We start from the raw sequence: 22,698 nt of genomic DNA on the forward strand, positions 1-22,698 counted from the left end.
TCTGTTCTTCGGTCAGAGCGCGTCCGGGCCGCGCTCGCCCGTCCTGACCCGTACGGCGGTCTCGACCGGCAGGGACCAGACCTTGCCATCACCGATCTTGCCGGTGCGGGCCGCCTTGACGATGACGTCGATCAGCTGCTCGGCGTCGTCGTCCTCGGCGAGGACCTCGATGCGGATCTTCGGCACCAGGTCCACGGTGTACTCGGCGCCGCGGTAGACCTCGGTGTGGCCCCGCTGACGACCGTAGCCGCTCGCCTCGGTGACCGTCAGGCCGTGGACCCCGAAGGCCTGGAGGGCTTCCTTGATCTCGTCGAGCCGGTGCGGCTTGACGACGGCGGTGATGAGCTTCATGCGTCCACCTTCTTGCCCGCGTCGGCGGCCGGTGCCGTGGCGGAGGTCCGGGCGGCGCCGCCACCGGCGCCGCTGAAGTCGTATGCGGTCTCGGCGTGCTCGGCCTGGTCGATGCCGGACACCTCCTCGTCCTCGCTGACCCGCATGCCGATCGTCTTGTCGAGCAGGAAGGCCAGGATCGCGGAGGCGATCAGGGAGTAGGCGAGGACCGCGAAGACACCGGCGCACTGCTTCCAGAGCTGGTCCGCGTTGCCGCCGTAGAAGAGGCCCTTGACGTCGGACTGGCCCTTGCCGCTGGCGAAGAAGCCGATCAGCAGGGAGCCGATGATTCCGCCGACCATGTGGACGCCGACGACGTCCAGGGAGTCGTCGTAGTTGAACCGGTACTTCAGGCCGACGGCCGCGGCGCAGGCGACACCGGCGATGGCGCCGATGCAGATCGCGCCGATCGGGGTGATCGCACCGCCGGAGGGGGTGATGGCGACCAGACCGGCGACCGCGCCGGAGGCGGCACCGAGGGTGGTGAACGCGCCGTGGCGGATCTTCTCGTAGGCGAGCCAGGCGAGCATCGCGGCGGCGGTGGCGATCTGCGTGTTGACGAACATCAGCGAGCCGACGCCGTCGTCGTTGCCGAGCCACGAGCCGGCGTTGAAGCCGAACCAGCCGAACCACAGCAGACCGGCGCCGAGCATGACCAGCGGGAGGCTGTGCGGGCGCATCGGGTCGCGCTTGAAGCCGACGCGCTTGCCGATGACCAGGATCACACCGAGCGCCGCGGCACCCGCGTTGATGTGGACCGCGGTACCACCGGCGAAGTCGATCACACCGAGCTCGAAGGCCCAGCCGCCGGTGCCCCAGACCCAGTGGGCGACCGGGAAGTACACGACCGTCGCCCACAGCGCGACGAAGAGCGCCCAGGCGGAGAACTTCACGCGGTCGGCGATCGCGCCGCTTATCAGGGCGGGCGTGATGATCGCGAACATCATCTGGAAGACGGCGAAGGCGAGAACCGGGATCGTGTACCCGGACCAGATGTCGCCCTTGTCGATGCCGGTCCATCCGAAGAAGTCGGATTCCCAGCCGATGAGCGAACCGTGGTCCGTACCGAACGCCATGGAGAAGCCGTAGACCACCCACAGGATGGTGACGATACCCATGCTGATGAAGCTCATCATCAGCATGTTGAGGGTGCTCTTGACGCGGACCATGCCTCCGTAGAAGAAGGCAAGACCCGGCGTCATGATCAGCACCAGGGCGGAACAGATCAACATGAAGCCTGTGTTCGCCACAGACAGCTTGTCTGCGGCGAGCGTGATGGCTGGTGCCATCGGCGTCTCCTCGTCGTAGGTACGGCCCCGTGCGGGAAGCCAGAGCGGATTTGAGGGGTGGGCCGGTTATGCGCCATGAGATTCGCGCAGCGCGGTTTCGGTGGAAGCCCCTCGTTGTTTCGCCACCGTGACGAAGACGCCTTGCGTGTTACGCATCGATGAACTGGCAGATTTGGGCCACGTCGATCGTTATCGTGGCGCAACCTTCGTAGAAGGAAAGAAACCGGCCGCGGTCGGCCTTCCGACGACCTGGCATGGGGGAGCCGAGTCGGGCAGTTCGGGAGGGCCGGCCGCGGCCGGGGTTCCGGGGATTCAGACGGCTTCCGCGGTCTCCGGGAGTTCCACGGCGAGCTTGTCGGTGAGGTCCACGACCTCGGCGAGATCACCGAAATCGCGTACGGCCGTGTCGACCGTCTTTCGAATACGAGTGTTGACCCGCTCGGAGCGGACCTTCTTGGCGATGTGCATGGCCTGTTCCACCAGTACGGTGCTCTGCTCGGGCTCCCGCCGCAGCAGGTGCACCGTGGCCATGCCGACGAGATTGAGTGCGTACGACCGCTGGTGCTCGCCGTCCTCGGAGAAGAGGTCCACCGCCCGCTGCATGAGGGGCTCGGCCAGGGAGGCGTAGGTCGGGCTGCGACCGGCGACGTAGGCCAGGTCGCGGTAGGAGTGGGAGTTCTCGCCGTACAGCTCCGCCTCGGAGAAGAAGCGGATCCAGTCGGGGTCCGGCTCGTCCCACTCGTCGGCCTCGGCGAAGGTGTCCTCGGCCATCCGGACCGCCCTCTTGCACTTGCCGGGCTGGCCCATGTTGGCGTAGGCGCGGGCCTCCATCGCATACAGCATCGACAGGGTCCGCGGGCTCGCGCAGTCCCGGCTGCCGTACTGCGCGAGGTGGATCAGCTCCAGGGCATCCTCGGGCCGCCCGAGGTGGATCATCTGGCGGCTCATGCTGGACAGGACATAGGAGCCGAGCGGCTTGTCACCGGCTTCCTTGGCGGCATGCAGGGCGAGCACGAAGTACTTCTGCGCGCTGGGCTGGAGCCCCACGTCGTACGACATCCAGCCCGCGAGCTCGGCCAGCTCGGCGGCGACCTTGAACAGCGTGCGGGTGGTGGCCTCGGGCTGGGGTTCCTGGAGGAGGTCCGTCACCTCGTGCAGCTGGCCGACGACCGCCTTGCGGCGCAGACCGCCGCCGCACTGGGCGTCCCACTGGCGGAACATCACGGTCGTCGACTCCAGGAGGTCGAGCTCCGGCTTGGAGAGCCGGCCGACGCGGCGGGAGGCGGCCGGGTCGGGCTCGCGGTGCGGGGTGGCGGCGGGCCCGGGGACCAGCCAGCGCTGCATGGGCTCGATGAGGGACGGGCCCGCGGACAGGGCCAGCGAGGTCCCGAGGAAGCCGCGACGCGCCAGCATGAGGTCGCTGCGCGAGAACTCGCTGAGCAGGGCCACGGTCTGCGGGCCCGTCCAGGGCAGGTCGACCCCGGTCGTGGACGGTGACTGGCGGGCGGTGCGCAGTCCGAGGTCCTCGACGGAGACGACGCATCCGAACCGCTCGGAGAACAGCTCGGACAGGATCCTGGGGATGGGTTCGCGGGGGTTCTCGCCGTCCAGCCAGCGGCGCACCCGCGAGGTGTCGGTGGAGATGTGGTTGGCGCCCAACTGGCGGGCCCTGCGGTTGACCTGGCGGGCGAGCTCGCCCTTCGACCAGCCGCTGCGCACGAACCAGGAGGTGAGCAGTTCGTTCGGGCGCTTGTCAGCTTGCGCAGCGCTCCCGGCGCCCGTCCCGCTTCCGCTGTTGCCGCCCACTGGAACGCCCCCATCCCTGAGACCACTTGTCGCCGAGTGCGCCAAGCCTTATCAGAATGCCGGTAAATACGGCCGTTCGTCCGGCAGTTGTCAGCCTTCGAACGAGGAACCGACTTGCCTCCGGCATACCCACAAGTGCATGTGCCCCCAGGACTCGTGCACTCAACGTAATCCTACGATCACGCGTCCAGCCATGGCGATCCCGGAAACGCCACCATTCGCCACCCCTTCGAATGAACTCACGGTCGCCTCCACACGATTCACTTGACATAGACCGAGCGAGATGGGCGGAGCGGTGCACTCAGGGGCGCACATGTCCCGGCGCACCACCCTGGGCACTTCCGGGCGCCACCGTCGCCCGGAAGGGGCAACGGAGAGTAACCGGACGCGTCCGCCTCGTAACCACCGGCGCGCTGGACCCGTTGGAGGGGGCATGGGCTTCACGATCGGCGGCATTCGGGAGATTCGTTCCGGTACGCGCAGGCGCGGCCGCTCCTCGGAGTGCACCGCCGTCGCCGAGTTCACCGGACTCTGGGGCTGGGACGTCGTGCCGGGCGCGCGTGCCTCGGCCGGCGCCTGCTCCTGCGGCCGCGCGGACTGCCCTCACCCCGGCGCCCACCCCCTCGGCTTCGCGTCCCCGGTCCCGGCCGGGGCCACGCTCGACGAGGTAACCAAGGCCTGGTCCGAGTTCCCCGGCGCCGCCGTGATGCTGCCGGTCGGCCGTGCCTTCGACGTCATCGAGGTCGCCGAGGCGGCCGGGCGCCGCGCCCTGGTCCGCCTGGAGCGCATGGGCCTGCCGCTCGGCCCGGTGACCGCGACCCCCGAGGGCCGCGCCCAGTTCTTCGTCGCCCCCGGCGCCGCGTCCGACCTGGCCGAACTCCTCTACCGCATGGGCTGGGACGACACCGCCTCCCTCGACCTGTGCGGCCTGGGCCCCGGTACCCACATCACGGCTCCGCCGTCGGACCGGGGCGGCCTGGGGGCTGTGCAGTGGTTGCGGCCGCCTTCCCTGGACACGGCGACGAAGCCGCCGGCGGCCCGCCTGCTGCTGGGGACGCTGGCGTACGTGGCGCACCGGTCGCGCGCGTAGCCGTACAGCCGCCGTAAGCCCTATGGCCGTACAGCCGTACAAGCCGTACAGCCGTACACAGCGAAGCGCCCGTCCCCGACTGCACCTCGGGGGCGGGCGCTTCTTCGCGTTCCACGGTCTCCGACTCGGCCGCGGGTAGGCGTCTCAGTCGCCGATCAGGGCGTCCACGAACGCTTCCGGCTCGAACGGCGCGAGGTCGTCCGCGCCCTCTCCGAGGCCGATCAGCTTGACCGGCACGCCCAGTTCACGCTGGACCGCGACCACGATGCCGCCCTTGGCGGTGCCGTCCAGCTTGGTCAGGACGATGCCGGTGATGTCGACGACCTCGGCGAAGACGCGCGCCTGCACCAGGCCGTTCTGGCCCGTGGTGGCGTCCAGCACCAGCAGCACCTCGTCGAGCGGGGCGTGCTTCTCGACGACCCGCTTGACCTTGCCGAGCTCGTCCATGAGCCCGGTCTTGGTGTGGAGGCGGCCCGCGGTGTCGATGAGGACCACGTCGACCCCCATCTCCTTGCCCTCCTTCACCGCGTCGAAGGCGACGGAGGCGGGGTCGCCGCCCTCGGGCCCGCGCACGGTGTGGGCGCCCACCCGCTCGCCCCAGGTCTGGAGCTGGTCGGCGGCGGCGGCCCGGAAGGTGTCGGCGGCGCCCAGGACGACGCTCTGCCCGTCGGCCACGAGGACGCGCGCGAGCTTGCCGGTGGTGGTGGTCTTGCCGGTGCCGTTGACCCCGACGACCATCACGATGCCCGGCTTGCGCTCCTCGGGCTCGGTGCGCACCGTGCGGTCGACCTCGGTGCCGACCAGCTTGAGCAGCTCGGCGCGCAGCAGTCCGCGCAGTTCGTCGGGGGTCCGGGTGCCGAGCACCTTCACCCGCTCGCGCAGCCCGTCGACCAGTTCCTGGGTCGGGGCCACGCCGACGTCGGCGGTGAGGAGGATGTCCTCGATCTCCTCCCAGGTGTCGTCGTCGAGGTGTTCGCGCGACAGGAGCGTGAGCAGCCCCTTGCCGAGCGCGTTCTGCGAACGGGAGAGCCGGGTGCGCAGCCGGACCAGGCGTCCGGCGGTGGGCTCCGGGACTTCGATCTCGGTCGGCGGGAGCTCTTCCACGACGGGCGGCGCCGAGCCGCCCGGGAGATCCACCTCCTCAATGGTCCGGCGCGGTTCGTCGCGCGGCGTCTCGGCCTCGTCGCCGACGTGCGGCTCGGCCGGAGGGGCGGTGATGTCGGGCGCGGCGGGAGGTGGCGGGGGCAGCGACTTCTTGCGTCGGCTGCCGACGACGAGCCCGCCGAGCACACCGAGCACGACCACGGCGATGACTACAGCAAGGATGACGGTTTCCATAACCCGTCCAGTATCCATCCCGCCCTCGCCGGGGCGACTGCGCCGCTGCGCTCGGGAGAGCGAGCAATCTGCGGTTCATGCCCCGCTCGCCTCGAACACCCGATCGGCGCGTACGACCGCTGGGACGGCCACGATCGTGGTCTAGGAGCTGCTGTACGCGGCACTGCCGAAGCCTGCGGCCGTGAAACCGGTCGGACGAACGACGGACCGAGTCGATGCCGTGGCCTGAGGCGCGGCTCGACGGGCACCCGCACGCGGAGTGACGCCCACCCAGCCGCAACCGCGGCGCAGCAGCGGCGCAGGGTCACGGCACGCGCGCACCCGCCGCACCCATAGCAATCTGACGTACCGTCAGCTACCGTCCCCGCACCACCCGTCCGGTGAAGGGGGACCTCCCATGCCCGTCACGGTCGTCCGTTTCAACCTCGTCGAGCCCGGCGCGACTCCCGCGTCCCTCAGCGCCCGCTACCGGGCCGCCCTGGACATGGCCGCGTACGCCGACGAGCACGGGATCACCACCGTGCAGACCGAGGAGCACCACGGCGTCGACAACAACTGGCTGCCGTCGCCGTTCGTCTTCGCGGGCGCGGTGTTCGGCGCGACGCGCAGGATCGCGGTCACCGTCTCCGCCGTGATCGGCCCGCTGCACGACCCCCTCCGCCTGGCCGAGGAGATCGCCGTACTGGACCTGCTGAGCGGCGGCCGGCTGGTGACGGTCGCGGGGATCGGGTACCGGCCCGAGGAGTACGCCCTGTTCGACGTGGAGTGGCGGCGCCGGGGCCGCATCCAGGACGAGCTCCTGGAGACCCTCCTCAAGGCCTGGACCGGCGAGGAGTTCGAGTACCGCGGCCGTACCGTACGGGTCACCCCGCGCCCCTTCACCGACCCGCACCCCCTCCTCCTGGTCGGCGGCTCCTCCCAGGCCGCCGCCCGCCGGGCCGCCCGCCTGGGCCTCCCCTTCTTCCCCAGCGCGCATCTGCCGGAGCTGGAGGCGTACTACAAGGAACGGCTCGTCGAGTACGGCACCGAGGGCTGGACCATGATGCCGACGGCCGAGACGCCGTTGCTGCACATCGCCGAGAACCCGGACGAGACGTGGGACCGGCACGGGAAGCACTTCCTGCACGAGGCCCGGACGTACGCCTCCTGGCAGTCCGGCGACATCCGCTCGGCGGTGCGCTCGGCGGCCACGTCGGTCGACGAGCTGCGCGCGGAGGGCGTGTACCGGATCCTCACGCCCGAGGAGTGCGTGGAGCAGGGCCTCGACAACCTCGTCCTGCATCCGCTGGCGGGCGGAATGCCGGTGGAGGAGGGCTGGCGGAGTCTGCGGTTGTTCGCGGAGCGGGTGCTTCCGACGCTGAACGACTGAGCCTGCGCTCCCGTGAGCACCGGCACCGGATCGACACCCCGGTGACCCCGCGTGCGGTACGACACCGCCGCCCCCGGTCCAGGCGGTTGCCGGGCCGGGGGCGGCGGACGGTTCGGGGAGAGGGGCAGCGGGGTGTTGGCCCCTCCCCCCGGGTTCGCGGGGGCGTCAGCCCATCTCCTCCAGCGCCTTGCCCTTCGTCTCCTTGACGTACTTGAGGACGAACGGGATGGAGAGCGCGGCGAAGACCGTGTAGATCACGTAGGTCGCGGACAGGTTCCAGTCGGCCAGCGACGGGAAGCTCGCGGTGATGGCCCAGTTGGCGATCCACTGCGCGGAGGCGGCCACACCGAGGGCGGCGGCGCGGATCCGGTTCGGGAACATCTCGCCGAGGAAGACCCAGACGACCACACCCCAGGACAGGGCGAAGAAGAGGACGAACACGTGGGCGGCGATCAGGGCGGTCCAGCCCTGCGCGGCCGGCAGCTTGCCGTCGACCAGGTCGAAGGAGAACGCCCAGGCCTCCAGCGCGAGACCGATCACCATGCCGACCGAGCCGATCAGGGCCAGCGGCCGGCGGCCGATGCGGTCCACGAAGATCATCGCGATCACGGTGCCGACGATGTTGATGATCGACGTCGTGAAGGAGTAGAGGAACGAGTCCGTCGGGTCGACGCCGACCGACTGCCACAGCGTCGAGGAGTAGTAGAACGCGACGTTGATGCCGACGAACTGCTGGAAGACCGACAGGCCGATGCCGACCCAGACGATCGGCTTGAAGAAGAAGCTTCCGCCGAGCAGGTCCTTGAAGGTCGACTTGTGCTCGCTCTTCATGGCGTGCTCGATCTCCGACACGCGCGCGTCGAGGTCGATCTTGTCGCCCTCGACCTCCGCGAGGATCTCCCGGGCCCGCTCGTGCTTGCCGACGGAGATCAGGAACCGCGGGGACTCGGGGATGGCGAAGGAGAGCAGCCCGTAGAGGACGGCCGGGATCACCATGACGCCGAGCATGACCTGCCAGGCCTCCAGGCCCATCAGCTTGCCGCGCTGGTCGCCGCCGGCGGCGTTGAGCAGGCCCCAGTTGACCAGCTGGGAGACGGCGATGCCGATGACGATGGCGGCCTGCTGGAAGGAGCCGAGACGGCCGCGGTAGGCCGGCGGGGCGACCTCGGCGATGTAGGCGGGGCCGATGACCGAGGCCATACCGATGGCGAAGCCACCGACGATCCGCCAGAACGCCAGGTCGTACAGCGCGAAGGGCAGCGCGGAACCGACGGCGCTGATCGTGAAGAGGACGGCCGAGATCTGCATGCAGCGGATACGGCCGATGCGGTCCGCGATGCGCCCGGCGGTCGCCGCGCCGATCGCACAGCCGATCAGGGCGATGGCGATGACCTGCGCCAGGGCCGCGGAGCCGATGTCGTAGCGGCCTCGGATGGCCTCGACGGCGCCGTTGATCACGGAGCTGTCGTAACCGAAGAGGAATCCGCCCATCGCGGCCGCAGCCGCGATGAAGATGACGTGCCCGAGATGATCGGGGTGAGCCGTTCCGGCTCCTGACTTCTGCGCCTGCGCTGTGCTGGTCACGTTCAACTCCTAAGGCCATCGGCAACGCTGCCTGAAGGCAAGAACAACGATGCAGACCCTATTCCTTCAAGTTACGAAATCAACAGCCCGGGTCGTGTGAGAAAACAGGCACAGGTGGGGATGTTGAGTTCAAGGAATGAAGAGATTGAAACCGGGTACCCGGACAGACCAGCGCAGCCGCCGACGACCTAGCGCAGTCGCTGACTGATGACCTTCGACACCCCGTCGCCCTGCATGGAGACGCCGTACAGCGCGTCGGCGACCTCCATCGTCCGCTTCTGGTGCGTGATCACGATCAGCTGCGACGCCTCCTGCAGCTCCTGCATGATGCGGATCAGCCGCTGGAGGTTGGTGTCGTCGAGGGCGGCCTCGACCTCGTCCATGACGTAGAACGGGCTGGGCCGCGCCTTGAAGATCGACACCAGCAACGCTACGGCCGTCAGGGACCGCTCGCCACCCGAGAGCAGGCTGAGCCGCTTGACCTTCTTGCCCGGCGGCCGCGCCTCGACATCCACGCCGGTGGTGAGCATGTTGTCGGGGTCGGTCAGGATCAGCCGCCCCTCGCCGCCCGGGAAGAGCCGGCTGAAGACGCCCTCGAACTGCCGGGCCGTGTCCCGGTAGGCCTCGGTGAACACCTGCTCGACGCGTTCGTCGACCTCCTTCACCACCTGAAGCAGGTCGGCGCGGGTCTTCTTCAGGTCCTCCAGCTGCTCACTGAGGAACTTGTGCCGCTCCTCCAGCGCCGCGAACTCCTCCAGCGCGAGCGGATTGACCTTGCCGAGCTGCTGGTACGCCCGCTCGGCCGCCCTGAGCCGCTTCTCCTGCTCGGCCCGGTGGAACTGCTTCGGCTGGTTGCGCGGATGCTCCGGGTCCTCGGGCAGTTCCTCGCCCTCGGCGGGCGGAGAGGGCGGTACGAGCTGGTGGGGGCCGTACTCCTCGACAAGGCCCGCCGGCTCGACACCCAGCTCCTCCAGCGCCTTGGTCTCCAGCTGCTCGATCCGCATCCGCTTCTCGGCCCCGAGCACCTCGCCCCGGTGGACGAAGTCGGTCAGCTTGTCGAGCTCGGCCTTGAGGTCGCGGCCGGTGGTGCGGGCGGCGGTCAGCTCCCGTTCCCTGAGCGCCTTGGCCGCGTCGGCGGCGGAGCGCTCGGCGTCCGCGCGCGCGAGGGACACCTCGACGTGCGCGAGCAGCTGCCGCGCACCGGAAGCCACAGCCCCGGCCACGGCGGCCTCGTGCCGCAGCCGGGCCCGCCGCTGTTCGGCACGCGCGCGTGCGTCCCGCTCCGCGCGGGCGGCGCGGTCGAGGGAGTCGGCACGGCCGGCGAGTCCCTTGACCCGCTCCTCGTGCGTACGGACCTGGAGACGGGCCTCCATCTCGGTCTGGCGGGCGTTGGCCCCGTCGGCGGCGAGCCGGTCCCGCACGGAGGTGTCGGGCTCCTCCTCGACCGGCATCTCCTCGGCCACGGCGAGGCGTTCGGCGAGTTCCTCGGCCTCTTCGAGGGCCTTCTCCAGCGACTCCTGCGCGCGGGCGGCCGCCGCGGTGGAGCGCTCGGCTTCACCGGCGGCGCCTTTCGCCTGACCGGACAGCCGGCCGAGCTGCTGGGCCACGGCCGACTTCTCCCGGTCCGCGGCCCGGCGGCGCTCCCCCAGCTCCTCGACGAGGCCGGCGCATGTCTTTCGGTCTTCTACGGCCGTGTGCTGGGCCTCGGTGAGTTCCTCGCAGCGGATCGCGAGCTCTTCGAGTTCGGCTGCGGCCTCGTCCACCGAGGCCTGTACTTCGAGGAGGCTCGGGGCGCCCGCGGAGCCGCCGTGGGCGAAGTGCGCGCCCAGGAGGTCGCCTTCGGCGGTGACGGCGGTGAGGTGGGGGTTGGCGTAGACGAGGTCCTCGGCGTCTTCGAGGGTGCCGACGATCACCATGCCGTGCAGGAGGCGTCTCACTGCGGGCGTGAGGTCGGAGGGGGCACGGACGAAGTCTGCAGCGTGCTGATGGGTGGCGTCCGCGGGTCCGTCGTGGCTGGTCGCGCACCCGAGGGGCGCCTCGGGCGAACCGGCGAGCAGAAGTGAGGCCCTGCCTCCGTCCTGCTTTCTGAGCAGGCGGATCGCTTCTGCCGCTGCGGACACGGACGTCACAGCGAGGGCGTCCGCCGCCGCCCCGAACGCCGCCGCGAGCGCCACCTCGTGGCCCGGTGTCACCGTCAGGAGCTCGGCCGCCGGACCCAGCAGCCCGGTGAGACGGTCCTTCGCGCTCAGCAGCGCCCCCGTCCCGTCCTTCCTCCTCAAGCCCATCGCCAAGGCGTCATGGCGGGCCTGGGTCGCCGCCCGCCTGCGTTCCGCCGCCGTGGTCGCCTCCCGGGCGGCCGTCAGGGCGGCCTCCGCCTCCGCGAGCCGCTGTTTGGCCCTCTCGTGCTGCTCCGCCAGCTCCGCGTCGCCGGCGTCGAGGCCGTCGACCTCGGCCTTCAGCGTCTCGTACTCCTCCTGCGCGGTGAACGCCCGCTCCTGGGCCTCGTCCCGCGCGGCGGCGAGGCGGTCGATCTCGGCCTGCGCGGAGGCGGCGCGGGAACGGGCCGCGTTGACCTGGCCACTCAGGCGGGCCAGGCCCTCGCGGCGGTCGGCGATGGCCCGGGCCACGTCCTTGAGGCGCCGTTCCTCCTGGGTGAGCGCGCGCTCCAGGTCGGCGCGGTGCGCGACCGTGTCCTCCAGAGCGCGCTCGGCCGCCTCCAGGGCGGCCTCCAGCTCGGCCTCCTGCTCGCGGATCCGCGCGGCCTCGCGTTCCATGTCCTCGGGGTCCCGGCCCCGCCGTTCCTCGGGCGGCGCCGAGGTCGCGCTCTTCACGCGGGCGTCGGCCAGCGAGATCGTGCCGCGCACCCGCTCGGCGAGCTGGGAGAGCTCGTACCAGGTCTGCTGGGCGCGCTGGAGCCGGGGCGTGAGCTGCCGTACCTCGTCCTCCAGGAGCGCCTCGCGCTGGAGGGCCTTCTTCAGTTCCTGCTCAGCGGCCTCCTTGCGCTCCTTCAGCGCGGCCTCGTCCGCGACCTCGGCCTGGAGCGCCTGGCGCAGTCGTACGAGATCGTCGGCGAGCAGCCGGAGGCGGGCGTCGCGCAGGTCGGCCTGGATGACGGCGGCCCGGCGGGCGACCGCGGCCTGTCTGCCGAGCGGCTTGAGCTGGCGCCGGAGTTCGTCGGTGAGGTCCTGCACGCGCGCGAGGTTGGCCTGCATCGCGTCCAGCTTGCGCAGCGCCTTCTCCTTGCGCTTGCGGTGCTTGAGGACGCCGGCGGCCTCCTCGATGAAGGCGCGGCGGCCCGTCGGGTCCGCGTGCAGGACTGAGTCGAGCTGGCCCTGGCCGACGATCACGTGCATCTCGCGGCCGATGCCGGAGTCGGACAGGAGTTCCTGGATGTCCAGGAGACGGCAGGTGTCACCGTTGATCTGGTACTCGCTGCCGCCGTTGCGGAACATGATCCGCGTGATGGTGACCTCGGCGTACTCGATGGGCAGGGCGCCGTCGGAGTTGTCGATCGTCAGGGACACCTCGGCGCGGCCCAGCGGCGGGCGCCCGGTGGTGCCGGCGAAGATGACGTCCTCCATCTTGCCGCCGCGCAACGACTTGGCGCCCTGCTCGCCCATGACCCAGCTGAGCGCGTCCACGACATTGGACTTGCCCGAACCGTTCGGGCCGACGACACACGTGATCCCCGGCTCGAACCGGAGCGTGGTGGCCGAGGCGAACGACTTGAACCCTCGGAGGGTCAGGGCCTTGAGGTGCACGCCGCTGGACTCTACCTTCCGGGGGTGTCTCACTCCATGAACGCGATGTCCCCCGCGGTTTCACCGTTGAACGTGCAGGGCACACCAAACGTTAAGAGAGTGAAAGGGTGCACGGGGGCAAGAAAGAAGGGACGCCGAAGCGTCCCTTGCAAACTCTGACAACTGAGCGGTTGATACGGATCAGCGGTTTTACGGGCCGCCCGACCACTGCGTGAGCTGTCGTGGAGCGATGCAGCGATCAGGTGAGCGCAGGCTCCGCCTGGTGTGCGTCGATGCTCTCCATGATCCTGTCGTGAGAAGCGGCAGCCGCGAGCTCGTCGTTCTCAGCCTGGATCCGTACGAGCTCGGATTCCAGGTCCTGGACGCGCTGCTGGAGCCGTCGCATCTCGGCGAGGAGTCGAGGGTCCGAGCCGCCGACGTAACCGAGAAGCGCCTTTGCCATGATGGATGGTCCTCCACAATGAGTGACCGACCGATGCGGTGTGGGTCGTGAGGGATTCGCACCCGCGGTGCTTGACACTTTTGAGTTCGTGCTGCCGTTCTTCCATGCCAAACAGCTAAGGTGCGCGGGGTGCTTTCAGCGTCTCACCAAAAAGTTTGACGGTCAACACGATCACGCCCCGTATTGGCGGCAACCCGCGCCGGCGCGGCCTGAGAACGGCGGCGCTGCGGCTCCCTCGGGACCCGGGGGCGTGACGATCATTCTTAGCTGCGGAGCCTGCCACGGCACCGGGCTTCTTGGCAACCACCAGCACCTTTCTCCTCCGGGCAGGTGCCTGCGGCATGTCCCACCGCTCCCGCCGGGGCCGCTTTACAGAAACGGCTCATCGGATGGCGAAGCCGTCGTACCCCCCGCGGGGTGTGTCCCAGATCTCGGTGACACCGTCGACGCGGCCGGGCGTGTCGTCACCCAGGAGCCAGTCCAGGAGTCCCTGACAGCCCTTGCGCGGTCCCTCCGCGACCACTTGCACGCGTCCGTCGTCCAGATTGAGAGCAAAACCACTCAGGCCGCCGATCTCCAGCGCCTTGGCCCGCGTGAACCAGCGGAAACCCACACCTTGGACGCGTCCGCGCACCCAGGCGACCAGCCGTACATCCTCGCTCATAGGTGCAACCTAACGGGCCAATGTCTCTCTTGGCACACCGTCCTCTGGCGGCATGCGGTACTGTCCGCTGCCAATGAATCTCATACGAAACTCACTCGATCGTGTGGGTTTTGTGACTCTGGTTGACCGGGGGGACGCGTCGACCTCACGAACAGACGAGGAAGGCAAGGACATGGGACGCCACCGACGCTCCGCCGCCGGCCGCGCCGCCACGGGCCGCGCCACGGGGTTCACACAGACACACAGCTCCTACGGGAGCGACTTCGACCCGCAGGACTCGTACAACTTCGCCTCGGTGGGCACCTCGACCTATCCGAGCCGCGAGGACGCCGACCCCTATGCGCGCAGTGACGCCTACCTGTTCGCGTCGGAGGAGGAGTACGCGCTGTACCGGGGCGAGGGCTACACGCCCGCCGACGGTCCGCGCCGGGGCGGCTCGCACCGCCGCCGCAAGAGGAACCTCGTGACGCCGGTCAAGACCGGTCTGCTCGGCGTCTCGGCCGCCGTCGCGATCGGCACGGTGGCGGTCGCCACGGGCGTCGTGCCCGGCCTGGACAACTACAAGATCGGCGGCGGCAGCACCACCGGCGGCGACGTGCAGGCGGCCGGCTCGCCGACCAACTCCCCCGCCGAGCAGGGCGGCACCTCCGGCAGCGCCGGGAGCTCGGACAGTCGCGAGGACGGCTCGTCGACGAGCCGGGACGCCGACCGCGCCTCCTCGCCCGCGCCGGCCCCCTCGACCTCGACGGCCGCCCCGACCGAGAAGCCGACGGAGAAGCCGAAGGCCCCGCCGAGCAAGAAGCCGAAGACCACGCCCTCGCAGAAGGAGCGGGAGCCTGCGAAGAAGGAGACCACCGCGCCGGTGGAGGTCTCCACGGAGGCCGCCGCCGAGGCCGAGGTGCTCAGGCTCGTCAACGCCGAGCGGGCGAAGGTCGGGTGCAGCCCCGTCGCCGCCAACAGCGCGCTGACCCAGCTCGCCGAGACCTTCAGCAAGGCCATGGCCGACCAGGGCTTCTTCGACCACACCGACCCGAGCGGTGCCACCCCGTGGGACCGCGCCGCACAGGCCGGGATCACCAGCCTCGGCGGCGAGAACATCGCCCGGGGCCAGGCCGACGCGGCCTCGGTCATGGAAGCCTGGATGAACAGCCCCGGCCACAAGGCCAACATCCTGAACTGCGACTTCAAGACGCTGGGCGTGGGCGTGCAGTTCGGTGCGGGCGGCCCCTGGTGGACCCAGGACTTCGGCTACTAGAGGCTGCCGACGGTCGGGCGGCGCACGACGATCACGGGTCGCACTAACTTTTGGTTAGTGCGACCTGTCGGTTAGTGCTGCCTTCCAGTACGCTCCTGATATGGACACCACGCAGCAGCCCCCGGAGGCCCGGGACCTCCCGTACGACGTGTTCGCCAAGGCCTGCCCCTCGCGCGGCACGCTGGAGCACGTGACGGGCCGCTGGGGCGCCCTCACCCTCGGCGCGCTGTACGAGGGCTCGCTGCGCTTCAACGAGCTGCGCCGCCGGGTCGACGGCGTGAGCGAGAAGATGCTCTCCCAGACACTCCAGGGGCTGGAGCGCGACGGCCTGGTGCACCGCGAGGCCCAGCCCACCAACCCGCCCCGGGTCGACTACGAGCTGACCCCGCTGGGCCACGAGGTGGCCGAGCGACTGCTGGGCCTCATCCGCTTCGTCGAGGGCCGCATGGACGACGTCCTGGCCGCCCGCGAACGCTACGACGTGACGCGCGGCGCCCGCTGACACCTCGGGCAGAAGTAGCTGGACCGGTTCATCCAGGGCCGTCGGCGCATCGGCGTACCGCACCGCTTGCACGGCAGTCCTTCACGGCCGTACGCGTCGAGGGACCGGTCGAAGTACCCGGACTCGCCGTTGACGTTGACGTACAGGCTGTCGAAACTGGTGCCGCCGACCGCGAGGGCCGCGTTCATCACGTCCCGGACGTGGCCCAGGAGTTCGGCCGTGCGCGGGCGCGTGAAGGCGGCGGTGGGGCGCTCGTAGTGGATGCGGGAGCGCCAAAGGGCCTCGTCCGCATAGATGTTGCCCACTCCGCTGATCAACGACTGGTCCAGCAGGGCCCGTTTGATGGTGCTGCGCTTGCGGCGCAGGGCCTGGTGGAAGGCGTCGTCGTCGAAGAGCGGGTCGAGGGGGTCGCGCGCGATGTGCGCGATGACGTCGGGCAGTCCGTCGGGGGTGTCGTCGTGCAACGACAGCCCGCCGAAGGTGCGTTGGTCGACGAAGCGGAGCTCGGTGTCCACCTCGTCCGCGAACCGCACCCGGATCCGGAGGTGCTTCTCGTCGGGCGCGGCATGCGGCTGGACCAGCAGCTGGCCGCTCATCCCGAGGTGGGCCAGGACCGACTGGTCCGTGTCCTCCAGGGGCAGCCAGAGGTACTTGCCGCGGCGGCTCGGGGTGCCGACGCGGTGGCCCTTGAGGCGGTACGCGAAGTCCTCGGCACCGGCGAGGTGACGGCGGACCGCGCGCGGGTGCAGCACCTCGGCCTCGGCGACCGTGCGGTGGGCGACCCACCGCTCAAGGCCACGCCGTACGACCTCGACCTCGGGCAACTCGGGCATGGGGCTCCCCCGTCACGGACCGGTGTATGAGCCGAGCGCCCGCCCCGGTGTTCAGGGACAGGCGCTCGGCTGCGCTGTTCTTCCAGACGCGCTGGGTGCTTCCAGGCGTCAGGCGGAGACGGACGACGGACCTTCGTCGTCCTCCTCGGCGGCTTCGGCGGCTTCGACAGCCGCTTCGGCCGCCGCCTTGGCGCGCTCGTCCGCGGCGGCCCGGATGGACCTCCAGGCGGACTCCGCGGCCTGCTGCTCCGCCTCCTTCTTGCTGCGGCCGGTGCCGGTGCCGTACGAGACGCCTCCGACGCGGGCGGCAGCAGTGAAGGTCTTCTCGTGGTCGGGGCCGGTCTCCGTGACCAGGTACTCGGGCACGCCGAGTCCTTCGGTCGCGGTGAGCTCCTGGAGACTGGTCTTCCAGTCCAGGCCGGCACCGAGGTTGGAGGACTTCTCGATCAGCGGGTCGAACAGGCGGTGAACCAGTTCGGACGCTGCTTCGAGGCCCTGGTCGAGATAGACCGCACCGATCACCGCTTCCAGGGTGTCGGCGAGGATGGATGCCTTGTCCCGGCCACCCGTGCCCTCTTCACCACGGCCGAGCCGGATGAAGGAACCGAGTTCTAGGCCGCGACCGACCTCCGCCAGCGCACGCGAGTTGACCACCGCGGCCCGCAGCTTGGCCAGTTGGCCTTCGGGCAGGTCGGGGTGGGTGGTGTACAGCGTGTCCGTGACGACCAGACCGAGCACGGAGTCCCCGAGGAACTCCAGACGCTCGTTGGTCGGCAGACCGCCGTTCTCGTACGCGTACGAGCGGTGGGTCAGTGCACGCACCAGAAGGGCGGACTCGAGTTTGTACCCGAGCCGCCCTTCCAACAGCGTGTGGGACGAGGCCTGGTTGTCGCCCGAGTTCTTCTTCGGCGTGGACACAGTGCCTCTCACCAGCCGCTCAGACCTCGAGGACCTGGCGCTTGTTGTAGGTGCCACAAGCGGGGCACGCGATGTGCTGCAGCTTGGGCTCGTGGCAGCGCTCGCACGCAACCAGGGTGGGGACCGCAGCCTTCCACTGCGACCGGCGGTGGCGCGTGTTGCTGCGCGACATCTTCCGCTTCGGAACAGCCACGGCTACTTCTCCTGCTTCTCGTTGGCGGGCGCCGATCGAGGCGCTTCGCCACTCATCTCGTCCTTCTCGCCGTCTTCGAGTGAACCGGCGAGTCCCTGCAGTGCCGCCCAACGGATGTCGACGGCGTCGTGGTGGTGGTCCGGGTCGTCCGTGAGCCGCTCTCCGCACTCGGAGCACAGGCCCAGGCAGTCGTCCTGGCACACCGGCTGCATCGGCAGTGCGAGCACCACCGCATCGCGCAGCACGGGTTCGAGGTCGAACAGGCCGTCCTCGATGAAGAGCCTGTCCTCGTCTTCCTCGGCGTCGTCGGCCGGTTCCGCTTTCACGCGGCCACGGTCGTCGGCGTCAGGGTACGAGAACATCTCCTGGAAGTCCGCTTCGAGCGCCAGCTCAAGCGGCTCCAGACACCTTACGCACTCCCCCTCGGCCTGTGCACGGGCGGTGCCTGTGACAAGCACCCCTTCCATGACCGACTCAAGGCGGAGTTCGAGCTCGACCGGGGCGCCTTCCGGCACTCCGATCACTCCCTGGATGCCGAGATCCTTGGGAGCGTCGATCTCACGGGTCAGGCGCTGCAGCGCGCCAGGACGCCGCCCCAGCTCGTGTGTGTCGAACACGAGTGGGTTGCGGTGGTCGAGGCGGGCGTTCAGGGCCATTCCTGCTTTCGATCTTCGAGCTCAGAGGGACGCTGCCCTTCGGTGTTCCCGGGCAGCGTTGATCGCGGACGTACACGCGACCGAAGAGCCAGGATACTGGACCTTTCGCTCACGGCCCAATCCGGTGCCTTTCCTACTGGCCGCGACCCTGCTCGTACGCCCTCAACTGCTCCGGCGTGATCATGCCGGTGTCGAAGAGGCTGGTCTCGTCGAGGGCGTAGCTCTGCTGGGACTGGTGCGCCTGCTGGGCCTGCTGGGCCTGTTGCTGGTCGTACGCGGCCTGCTGCTGGTCGTAGCCCTGATAGGCGTAGGGGTCGGCCTGCTGGTAGCCGTACGGGTCCTGCTGCTGCGCGTACGGATCGGGCTGCTGCTGGTACCCGGCGTAGGCGTCGGTCTGCTGCTGGTAGCCGTACGCCGGCTGCTGGGCGTAGTCCGGCTGCTGGGCCGCCTGCTGGGCCTGGGCGTCCTGCTCCGCCAGGGCGGTGAGGTCGGCCAGGTAGTCGGCGTCGCTGGAGTGCTGGACGGTGGAGGTGTCGTCGGCGAGGGCACCGAGGTCGTCGGAGGCGATACGGCCGTGCAGCTTCTGGCGGCCGCGGCCGACGGCCTCCAGGGTCTTGGCGAGCACCGCCTCGAAGGCGCCGAGCTTGACGTCGACGTAGGCGTCGGCGTCCTTGCGCAGCGTCTCGGGGTCGTGGCTGCGCTCGGGGGCGTCCTCGTCCTCGTAGCCGTGCTCGTCGAGGCCGGGACCGGTGCCGAGGAGTTTCTCGCGGCCGCGGCCGACCGAGCCGAGGGTCTTGGTGAGGACGACCTCGAAGTTGGCGAGCTTGGAGTCGACGTAGTCGTCGGCCTCGGCACGAACCTCCTCGGCCTCCTGGCGGGCCTCGTTCAGGATCCGGTCGGCCTCGGCCTGGGAGCGGCGGGCTACCTCGGTGTCGGAGATCAGGGAACCGCGCTCGGCGTGCGCCTGCCCGATGATCCGCTCGGCCTCCTGGCGTGCCTGCTCGACCAGCTGCTCACGGTCGCCGATCAGCTCCTGGGCCTGCGCGAGGGAGCCGGGCAGGGCCTGGCGAAGCTCTTCGAGCATCGCGAGCAGGTCGGCGCGGTTGACCATCACGGAGGCCGACATGGGCATCGAACGGGCGCCGGAGACCGCGGCGACGATCTCGTCGAGCTTCTTCTGCACGTCCACCTGTGCTCGCCACTCTCTACAGCTGTGTTGGAGACGGACGGGACGACTGTAGCCCCATCAGCCCTTGTGGAGGCGCTCGTTCAGGGCTTCGAGAACCCTCGGCGGGACCAGGTGGGAGACGTCTCCGCCCCAGGTCGCGACCTCCTTGACGAGCGAGGAGGACAGGAAGCTGTAGGTGGGGTTGGTCGGCACGAAGAGGGTCTCGACGCCGCTCAGGCCGTTGTTCATCTGGGCCATCTGGAGCTCGTAGTCGAAGTCGCTGACGGCGCGCAGGCCCTTGACGATGGCCGGGATGTCGCGCTCCTTGCAGTAGTCGACGAGAAGGCCGTGGAAGGCCTCCACGATCACGTTGCCGTACTCGGCGGTGACCTCGCGGATCAGGTCGATCCGTTCGTCGATCTCGAACAGGCCCTTCTTGGACTTGTTGATCATCACCGCGACATAGACCTCGTCGTACAGTCTGGAGGCGCGGGAGATGATGTCGAGGTGTCCGTTGGTGATCGGGTCGAACGACCCGGGACAGACGGCGCGGCGCACTTGAGATCCCTCGCTCTCCGGTCCGGTCATCGTGCGTCTTCGCACGTAGAGGCGGCGCGACCGTACCAAAACGTTCCCTCGCCGTAGCGACGGGCCTTGACCGCGTCGAAACCGGGCGGCCACTTGAATTCTCCGCCTCTGGTGCTGCGCTCCACGGTGACGAGGGCGTCCGGCGTGAGCCAGTGTTCCGAGCGGAGTGTGAGCAGGATCTCGCGAAGATCGTGATCCGTGACTCGGTACGGGGGGTCCAGGAAGACGAGGTCGTACGGCTCTGTCGGCGCCCCCGTCCGGATGATCTGTTCGGCCTTGCCCGCGCGGACTTCGGCGCCGGGCAGGCCGATGTTCCTGACGTTCTCGCGGATCGTGCGGGCGGCTCTTGCGTCGGCCTCCACCAGGAGGGTGTGGCTCGCGCCCCGGGAGAGCGCTTCGAGGCCGACCGCACCTGATCCGGCGTACAGATCGAGGACTCGTTCGCCCGCCAAGGGGCCGCCCAGCAGGGACTGCCAGGTGGAGAAGAGACCTTCGCGCGCGCGGTCCGAGGTGGGACGGGTGCCGTTCCCTGGCGGGACGGCCAGGCGGCGTCCACCGGCTGTGCCCGCGATCACGCGCGTCATCTTCGGTCCTTGTTCGGGGATCGTTACGGGTTCAGTTTCTCAGCCCTTTTCCAGGTACTGCTCCCGCTCCTCGTCCACAAGCGCGTCCAGGGCCGTCCGCAGGCCGGGCAGTTCCGAAAGCTCCGGGTCCGCCTCCACGACCGCCGTCGCCTCTTCCCTCGCCTCCGCGATGATCTCCTCGTCCTCGATCACGGCGAGGACCCGCAGCGAGGTCCGGGCGCCGGACTGGGCCTGGCCCAGGACATCGCCCTCGCGGCGCTGCTCCAGGTCGATGCGGGACAGCTCGAAGCCGTCCAACGTCGACGCCACCGCGTTCAGGCGCTGGCGGGCCGGGCTCGCCTCGGGCATCTCCGAGACCAGCAGGCACAGCCCGGGCGCCGAGCCGCGGCCCACCCGGCCGCGCAGCTGGTGGAGCTGGGAGACGCCGAAGCGGTCGGCGTCCATGATGACCATCGCCGTGGCGTTGGGGACGTTTACGCCGACCTCGATGACCGTGGTGGCGACCAGGACGTGGGTCTCGCCGGCGGCGAAGCGGCGCATGACCGCGTCCTTGTCGTCGGGGTGCATACGGCCGTGCAGCACCTCGACGCGCAGGCCGTGCAGCGGGCCCTTCGTGAGCTGGTCCGCCACGTCGAGCACCGCGAGCGGTGGACGCTTCTCCGCCTCGTCCTCGGGGGACTTCTTCTTGGCGGACTTCTTGGGGTCGGCGGGTTCGTCGATGTCGTCGCCGATGCGGGGGCAGACGACGTACGCCTGGTGGCCGTTCTCCACCTCCTCGCGGACGCGTTCCCAGGCCCGGGTGAGGAAGTGGGGCTTGTCCGCGGCCGGCACCACATGGCTGGCGATCGGGGAGCGGCCGGCCGGGAGCTGGTCGAGGACGGAGGTCTCCAGGTCGCCGAAGACCGTCATGGCGACCGTGCGCGGGATGGGGGTGGCCGTCATGACGAGGAGGTGGGGCGGCTGCTTCCCCTTGCCACGCAGGGCGTCCCGCTGCTCGACCCCGAACCGGTGCTGTTCGTCGACCACGACCAGGCCCAGGTCGTGGAACTGCACCTTGTCCTCGATCAGCGCGTGCGTGCCGATCACGATCCCGGCCTCACCGGTGACCAGATCCAGCATCGCCTGCCTGCGCGCGGCCGTCCCCATCGAGCCGGTGAGCAGGACGACCTTGGTGCCCTGCTCGGATCCGCCAAGCATCCCGCCCTCGGCGAGCTCGCCCATCATCTCCACGATCGAGCGGTGGTGCTGCTGCGCGAGCACTTCGGTGGGGGCCAGCATGGCGGCCTGCCCGCCGGCGTCGACGACGGCGAGCATGGCGCGCAGGGCCACCAATGTCTTTCCCGAGCCCACCTCTCCCTGCAGCAGCCGGTGCATCGGATGGTCCGTCGCCAGGTCGTCGAAGATCTCCTTGGAGACCTTCTTCTGGCCGTCGGTGAGGGTGAAGGGCAGGCGGTCGTCGAAGGCCGAGAGCAGGCCGTCGGGAGCAGGCTTGCGCGGCACCGCGGGGAGTTGGGCGTCCGCGTGGCGGCGGCGGGCGAGGGCCACCTGGAGGACGAAGGCCTCGTCCCACTTGAGGCGGGCCTGGGCGTCGGCGATGTCGGCCTTGGTGTGCGGGCGGTGGATCTTGAGGAGGGCCTCGGGGAGGGGAAGCAGGCCGCGGCCCGCGCGCAGCGACTTTGGGAGGGGGTCGATCGCCTCCTGCGCGCTCGGCAGGACCGTCTGGATCGCCTTGCCGATCTTCCAGGACTCCAGTTTGGCGGTGGCGGGGTAGAGGGGGATCAGGGCGCCCGCCCAGGACTCCACCGTCTCCGCCGCCTCGTCGTCGGCGCCGCGCAGCAACTCGTAGGCCGGGTGCGCCAGTTGGAGGCGGCGGTTGAAGAGGGAGACCTTGCCGGCGAACAGCGCGCGGGTGCCCGGCAGGAGTTCCTTGTGGGGCTTGTGGACGCCGTTGCCGAAGAAGACCAGTTGGAGGCGCCCGCTGCCGTCCGTGATGGTGACCTCCAGCCGCTGCCCCTTGCCGCGCGGCGCCTTGGCGGAGGCGAAGGTGTGCAGCCGGGCGTCGGCGACCTGGGCGACCACGGTGACGTGCTCGTCCATGGGCAGGTCGGCGAGGTGGGTCAGCTGCCCCCGCTCCTCGTATCTGCGCGGGTAGTGGTGCAGGAGGTCGCCTACGGAGTGCAGGCCGAGATGCTCGGCCATCACCTTCGCGGTGGCGGGGCCGAGCACCTTCTTCAACGGTTCTTCCAGTGCGGGCACGAGATCCATTGC

The 22,698-nt window shown here is 69.8% G+C and carries 20 protein-coding genes; 4 read left to right on the forward strand and 16 right to left on the reverse strand.

Translation table 11 applies throughout. The features are described 5' to 3' along the window. Positions 1 to 12 precede the first annotated feature (12 nt). The 3 genes from RKD20_RS12930 to RKD20_RS12940 all read right to left on the reverse strand — a co-directional run bounded on the left by RKD20_RS12930 (position 13) and on the right by RKD20_RS12940 (position 3,485). Complete coding sequence (locus RKD20_RS12930) at positions 13 to 351, reverse strand: P-II family nitrogen regulator (RefSeq protein WP_003997576.1); 339 nt, start codon at positions 349 to 351, stop codon at positions 13 to 15. Continuing rightward, positions 348 to 1,679, reverse strand: coding sequence for an ammonium transporter (locus RKD20_RS12935; protein WP_424877867.1), 1,332 nt, complete (start codon positions 1,677 to 1,679; stop codon positions 348 to 350). Before RKD20_RS12935 ends, RKD20_RS12930 begins: the two co-directional genes overlap by 4 nt. 312 nt (positions 1,680 to 1,991) lie before the next feature. Further along, positions 1,992 to 3,485 carry a hypothetical protein gene (locus tag RKD20_RS12940; protein WP_424877868.1) on the reverse strand — a complete coding sequence of 498 codons (1,494 nt, stop codon included), beginning with the start codon at positions 3,483 to 3,485 and terminating at the stop codon, positions 1,992 to 1,994. A gap of 433 nt (positions 3,486 to 3,918) precedes the next feature. On the opposite strand from RKD20_RS12940, the gene RKD20_RS12945 reads away from it, so the two are divergent. Next, on the forward strand, positions 3,919 to 4,575 hold the full coding sequence (locus RKD20_RS12945) for a bifunctional DNA primase/polymerase (RefSeq protein WP_424877869.1): 657 nt from the start codon (positions 3,919 to 3,921) through the stop codon (positions 4,573 to 4,575). 144 nt (positions 4,576 to 4,719) lie between these two features. Here RKD20_RS12945 and ftsY read toward each other — a convergent pair whose 3' ends face one another. Further along, on the reverse strand, positions 4,720 to 5,913 hold the full coding sequence (ftsY, locus tag RKD20_RS12950) for a signal recognition particle-docking protein FtsY (RefSeq protein ID WP_424877870.1): 1,194 nt from the start codon (positions 5,911 to 5,913) through the stop codon (positions 4,720 to 4,722). Between the two features lie 397 nt (positions 5,914 to 6,310). Here ftsY and RKD20_RS12955 point away from each other — a divergent pair, with 397 nt between their 5' ends. Then, entirely contained in the window at positions 6,311 to 7,282 is a 972-nt protein-coding gene (locus RKD20_RS12955; protein WP_424877871.1) for an LLM class flavin-dependent oxidoreductase, read from the forward strand. Positions 7,283 to 7,447: 165 nt separating this feature from the next. Here RKD20_RS12955 and RKD20_RS12960 read toward each other — a convergent pair whose 3' ends face one another. The 4 genes from RKD20_RS12960 to RKD20_RS12975 all read right to left on the reverse strand — a co-directional run bounded on the left by RKD20_RS12960 (position 7,448) and on the right by RKD20_RS12975 (position 13,733). Beyond that, positions 7,448 to 8,866, reverse strand: coding sequence for a sugar porter family MFS transporter (locus tag RKD20_RS12960; RefSeq protein WP_424877872.1), 1,419 nt, complete (start codon positions 8,864 to 8,866; stop codon positions 7,448 to 7,450). A gap of 188 nt (positions 8,867 to 9,054) precedes the next feature. After that, a complete protein-coding gene (smc, locus tag RKD20_RS12965; protein WP_424877873.1) occupies positions 9,055 to 12,627 on the reverse strand; it encodes a chromosome segregation protein SMC in 3,573 nt (1,190 codons plus the stop codon). A 238-nt stretch (positions 12,628 to 12,865) separates the two neighbouring features. Beyond that, complete coding sequence (locus RKD20_RS12970; protein ID WP_007384948.1) at positions 12,866 to 13,069, reverse strand: hypothetical protein; 204 nt, start codon at positions 13,067 to 13,069, stop codon at positions 12,866 to 12,868. A 382-nt stretch (positions 13,070 to 13,451) separates the two neighbouring features. Beyond that, positions 13,452 to 13,733 carry an acylphosphatase gene (locus RKD20_RS12975; RefSeq protein WP_057616505.1) on the reverse strand — a complete coding sequence of 94 codons (282 nt, stop codon included), beginning with the start codon at positions 13,731 to 13,733 and terminating at the stop codon, positions 13,452 to 13,454. A 172-nt stretch (positions 13,734 to 13,905) separates the two neighbouring features. On the opposite strand from RKD20_RS12975, the gene RKD20_RS12980 reads away from it, so the two are divergent. Continuing rightward, complete coding sequence (locus RKD20_RS12980) at positions 13,906 to 14,988, forward strand: CAP domain-containing protein (protein WP_424877874.1); 1,083 nt, start codon at positions 13,906 to 13,908, stop codon at positions 14,986 to 14,988. Between the two features lie 100 nt (positions 14,989 to 15,088). Continuing rightward, positions 15,089 to 15,490: a winged helix-turn-helix transcriptional regulator gene (locus tag RKD20_RS12985; RefSeq protein WP_007384945.1), complete on the forward strand. Its 402-nt coding sequence runs from the start codon at positions 15,089 to 15,091 to the stop codon at positions 15,488 to 15,490. On the opposite strand, the gene mutM is transcribed toward RKD20_RS12985, so the two are convergent. The 8 genes from mutM to recG all read right to left on the reverse strand — a co-directional run bounded on the left by mutM (position 15,463) and on the right by recG (position 22,695). Beyond that, a complete protein-coding gene (gene mutM / locus RKD20_RS12990) occupies positions 15,463 to 16,323 on the reverse strand; it encodes a bifunctional DNA-formamidopyrimidine glycosylase/DNA-(apurinic or apyrimidinic site) lyase (RefSeq protein ID WP_424877875.1) in 861 nt (286 codons plus the stop codon). The genes RKD20_RS12985 and mutM overlap by 28 nt on opposite strands. Before the next feature lie 108 nt (positions 16,324 to 16,431). Next, complete coding sequence (gene rnc / locus RKD20_RS12995; protein ID WP_424883208.1) at positions 16,432 to 17,241, reverse strand: ribonuclease III; 810 nt, start codon at positions 17,239 to 17,241, stop codon at positions 16,432 to 16,434. Positions 17,242 to 17,260: 19 nt separating this feature from the next. Further along, the gene (rpmF, locus tag RKD20_RS13000; protein ID WP_006139588.1) at positions 17,261 to 17,434 is read right to left on the reverse strand and encodes a 50S ribosomal protein L32; all 174 of its coding nucleotides are present in this window, start codon (positions 17,432 to 17,434) and stop codon (positions 17,261 to 17,263) included. Between the two features lie 2 nt (positions 17,435 to 17,436). After that, the gene (locus RKD20_RS13005; protein WP_020120998.1) at positions 17,437 to 18,090 is read right to left on the reverse strand and encodes a YceD family protein; all 654 of its coding nucleotides are present in this window, start codon (positions 18,088 to 18,090) and stop codon (positions 17,437 to 17,439) included. Positions 18,091 to 18,223: 133 nt separating this feature from the next. Next, positions 18,224 to 19,279, reverse strand: a complete 1,056-nt coding sequence (locus RKD20_RS13010; protein ID WP_424877876.1) for an ATP synthase F0 subunit B — start codon at positions 19,277 to 19,279, stop codon at positions 18,224 to 18,226. Between the two features lie 57 nt (positions 19,280 to 19,336). After that, a complete protein-coding gene (gene coaD, locus RKD20_RS13015; RefSeq protein ID WP_007384940.1) occupies positions 19,337 to 19,816 on the reverse strand; it encodes a pantetheine-phosphate adenylyltransferase in 480 nt (159 codons plus the stop codon). A gap of 26 nt (positions 19,817 to 19,842) precedes the next feature. Then, positions 19,843 to 20,430: a 16S rRNA (guanine(966)-N(2))-methyltransferase RsmD gene (gene rsmD, locus RKD20_RS13020; RefSeq protein ID WP_424877877.1), complete on the reverse strand. Its 588-nt coding sequence runs from the start codon at positions 20,428 to 20,430 to the stop codon at positions 19,843 to 19,845. Positions 20,431 to 20,469: 39 nt separating this feature from the next. Continuing rightward, a complete protein-coding gene (recG, locus tag RKD20_RS13025; RefSeq protein ID WP_424877878.1) occupies positions 20,470 to 22,695 on the reverse strand; it encodes an ATP-dependent DNA helicase RecG in 2,226 nt (741 codons plus the stop codon). Positions 22,696 to 22,698: the final 3 nt, after the last annotated feature.

Origin of the sequence: Streptomyces sp. SLBN-8D4, from assembly GCF_049739545.1 — a bacterium.
In the GTDB taxonomy this organism is placed as follows: Bacteria; Actinomycetota; Actinomycetes; order Streptomycetales; family Streptomycetaceae; genus Streptomyces; species Streptomyces canus_C.

Bases quoted from the DNA above. Each gene is read 5' to 3' on its own strand.
- RKD20_RS12945 (WP_424877869.1), top strand. From the start codon at position 3,919: ATGGGCTTCACGATCGGCGGCATTCGGGAGATTCGTTCCGGTACGCGC.
- RKD20_RS12980 (WP_424877874.1), top strand. From the start codon at position 13,906: ATGGGACGCCACCGACGCTCCGCCGCCGGCCGCGCCGCCACGGGCCGC.
- RKD20_RS12975 (WP_057616505.1), bottom strand. From the start codon at position 13,733: ATGAGCGAGGATGTACGGCTGGTCGCCTGGGTGCGCGGACGCGTCCAA.
- mutM (WP_424877875.1), bottom strand. From the start codon at position 16,323: ATGCCCGAGTTGCCCGAGGTCGAGGTCGTACGGCGTGGCCTTGAGCGG.
- RKD20_RS12955 (WP_424877871.1), top strand. From the start codon at position 6,311: ATGCCCGTCACGGTCGTCCGTTTCAACCTCGTCGAGCCCGGCGCGACT.
- RKD20_RS12985 (WP_007384945.1), top strand. From the start codon at position 15,089: ATGGACACCACGCAGCAGCCCCCGGAGGCCCGGGACCTCCCGTACGAC.
- recG (WP_424877878.1), bottom strand. From the start codon at position 22,695: ATGGATCTCGTGCCCGCACTGGAAGAACCGTTGAAGAAGGTGCTCGGC.
- RKD20_RS13005 (WP_020120998.1), bottom strand. From the start codon at position 18,090: ATGGCCCTGAACGCCCGCCTCGACCACCGCAACCCACTCGTGTTCGAC.
- RKD20_RS12930 (WP_003997576.1), bottom strand. From the start codon at position 351: ATGAAGCTCATCACCGCCGTCGTCAAGCCGCACCGGCTCGACGAGATC.
- rsmD (WP_424877877.1), bottom strand. From the start codon at position 20,430: ATGACGCGCGTGATCGCGGGCACAGCCGGTGGACGCCGCCTGGCCGTC.
- RKD20_RS12935 (WP_424877867.1), bottom strand. From the start codon at position 1,679: ATGGCACCAGCCATCACGCTCGCCGCAGACAAGCTGTCTGTGGCGAAC.
- ftsY (WP_424877870.1), bottom strand. From the start codon at position 5,913: ATGGAAACCGTCATCCTTGCTGTAGTCATCGCCGTGGTCGTGCTCGGT.
- RKD20_RS12970 (WP_007384948.1), bottom strand. From the start codon at position 13,069: ATGGCAAAGGCGCTTCTCGGTTACGTCGGCGGCTCGGACCCTCGACTC.